The organism is Kitasatospora sp. GP30, assembly GCF_029892145.1.
Classification (GTDB): Bacteria; Actinomycetota; Actinomycetes; order Streptomycetales; family Streptomycetaceae; genus Kitasatospora; species Kitasatospora acidiphila.
On record NZ_JARZAH010000096.1, the window covers coordinates 1 to 2,481 of the forward strand.

Annotated in this window: 1 protein-coding gene; it reads left to right on the top strand. The window is 62.5% G+C overall.

Annotation, left to right across the window (positions count from 1 at the left end; translation table 11 throughout):
* Positions 1-571: 571 nt before the first annotated feature.
* Positions 572-2,374: a reverse transcriptase/maturase family protein gene (locus P3T35_RS40235; RefSeq protein ID WP_180356256.1), complete on the top strand. Its 1,803-nt coding sequence runs from the start codon at positions 572-574 to the stop codon at positions 2,372-2,374.
* Positions 2,375-2,481: the final 107 nt, after the last annotated feature.

The following is a 2,481-nucleotide window of genomic DNA, read 5'->3' on the forward strand; positions in this document are numbered from 1 at the left end:
TACCGACCGCAGACCAACGGCAAGGTCGAACGCTTCAAGTGCGCCACGAGGCGCTCTGTCGTATCCCCGACATAACCGGGAGGAAATCGAGAGGAGGTTCCTGGGCCTAATGGCTTACCTGGATCCGAAAGGTGAAGGGGACAAGAGCATGCCAGGAAACCGGCGACCGGGTCCAGGCGTAAGGGACGGTGCGTCGGGAAGGCCCGCGCGATATGGCGAAAGCTTGATTGCTTGAATCCCAATCTCCAGGAGATGGAAGTTCACATCCACCGGAAAGACGCCTGAAACCGGTGCCATCCCTGCGGAGGCCGCGTTGAACGGGATCCGCAACTCTCGGGGACAGGAGCGATGCCCAGTGAGGGCATTCAAGGAGATGAATGGGACGCCTACGTCACGCTATGACGTACGACAGAGACGAACGTGGGATCGCCTAACGGGCGCGAGCCCCATGGCGACGGAGGCCCCGTAGTAGTCGCCGGAGTCACGACCGGCCGGGGAGGACGGGAAAGCCGTCCACATCGGGCGAAGGGGGCCAGGTGATCGGACACCCGAGGACGGGGAGGTATGCGAAATGCAGAGCGCCGAAACGGTGCTGGGTGTCCTGCGTGAGCGCGGCAGGCGTGGTCTGCCGTGTGGGGAACTGTATCGACAGATGTTCAACCCGCAGTTGTATCTGCTGGCCTACGGACGCATCTACTCCAACAAGGGGGCGATGACACCAGGGGTCACGCAGGAGACCGTGGACGGCATGTCGATGGGACGGATCAATCGCATTATCGATGCAATGCGTCACGAACGCTATCGATTCCGTCCGGTAAGGCGAGTTCATATCCCGAAGAAACAGAGCGGGAAGACTCGTCCTCTCGGCCTGCCCACTTGGTCGGACAAGCTGGTCGGCGAGGTGGTGCGTCTCCTGCTGGAGGCGTACTACGAGCCGGCTTTCTCCAGCCGATCCCATGGATTCCGGCCCCGGAGAGGATGCCACACCGCACTGCGCGAAGTGGCAAACACCTGGACGGGGACGACCTGGTTCATCGAGGGCGACATCGCCGACTGCTTCGGAAGCCTGGACCACGGGGTCCTGCTTCGAGCCCTGGGCGAGAACGTCCACGACAACCGGTTCCTGCGGCTGGTGCGGAACATGCTGACAGCCGGATACCTGGAGGACTGGACCTGGCACACGACGCTCAGCGGAGCCCCGCAGGGCGGCGTGGCCTCACCGATCCTGTCCAACATCTACCTGCATAAACTGGATACGTTTGTCGAGAAGGAATTAATCCCGGAATACACCCGAGGCGGCCTCCGAGCTCGTAGCTCGGAATACCGCCGAGTGGAATCGGCAATCGCACGAGCCCGACGAAAGGGCGACCGGACCGAGGCTCGGTCCCTCTACCGACGGCTGCACGCGCTGCCCAGCCAGGACCCCTACGATCCCGGCTACCGCAGGCTGCGATACGTGCGGTACGCCGACGACACCCTCCTCGGGTTCGTCGGGCCGAAGGCCGAGGCCGGGGAAATCAAACAGCGTCTGGCGACGTTCCTGCGTGAAGATCTCAAGCTGGAGATGTCACAGGACAAAACGCTGATCACCCACGCCCGAACAGGCAGGGCGAGATTCCTTGGATACGAGATCGCGACGGCGAGCACGGACCGCAGAACACGACGCCCCTCCGGGACGGATCGGAGAAACCGCCGATCCCTCAACGGGGCAATCACTCTGCACGTGCCCAAAACAGTGATCAAGGCCAAGTCATCCCCGTATATGGCAGGCGGAAAACCCGCGTGCCAGAACTCATTGGTGAATGAAACCGACTACGTCATCGTCGGCAAGTTCGCCGTCGAGTACCGGGGAGTCGTCCAGTACTACCTGATGGCCGGTGACGTCTTCCGACTTCACAGGCTGCGATGGGTCATGGAAACAGCAATGCTCAGGACCCTCGCAAGAAAGCACGGCTCAACGGTGTCGAAGATGGCGGTCCGCTTCAAGGCCAAGATCCAGACCCCGTACGGGTCGCGCACTTGTTTCGAGGCACGCATGCCTCGCGACAACAGGAAGGAGCTGGTTGCACGGTTCGGAGGGATTCCTCTAAAGCGGCAGAAGACGGCCGAACTGACCGATCGTCTGACCGGTTCCGTCTACCCGCAAAAGGAGGTGATCCGTCGACTCCAGGGAAATCGGTGCGAGGTTTGTGAACAGACTGGTGAGGTGGAGGTTCACCACATCAGGTCACTCAACGACCTCACCCGACTTGACGGGCCATCCCCCGAATGGGCGAACCTCATGGCCAAGCGCCGGCGGAAGGCCCTCGTGGTCTGCGGCGCCTGCCACGAGCGGATCCACACCGGGAAGCCGAGCCCGAGGCTCACGCAGTAGTCACTGGAGAGCCGGATGCTCGGAAACGGGCCAGTCCGGTTCGGAGGGAGGCCGAGCGGAAAAGGGCCTGCACCGGCAGGCACCTCGCCGCTCGGCCGACCCTACCC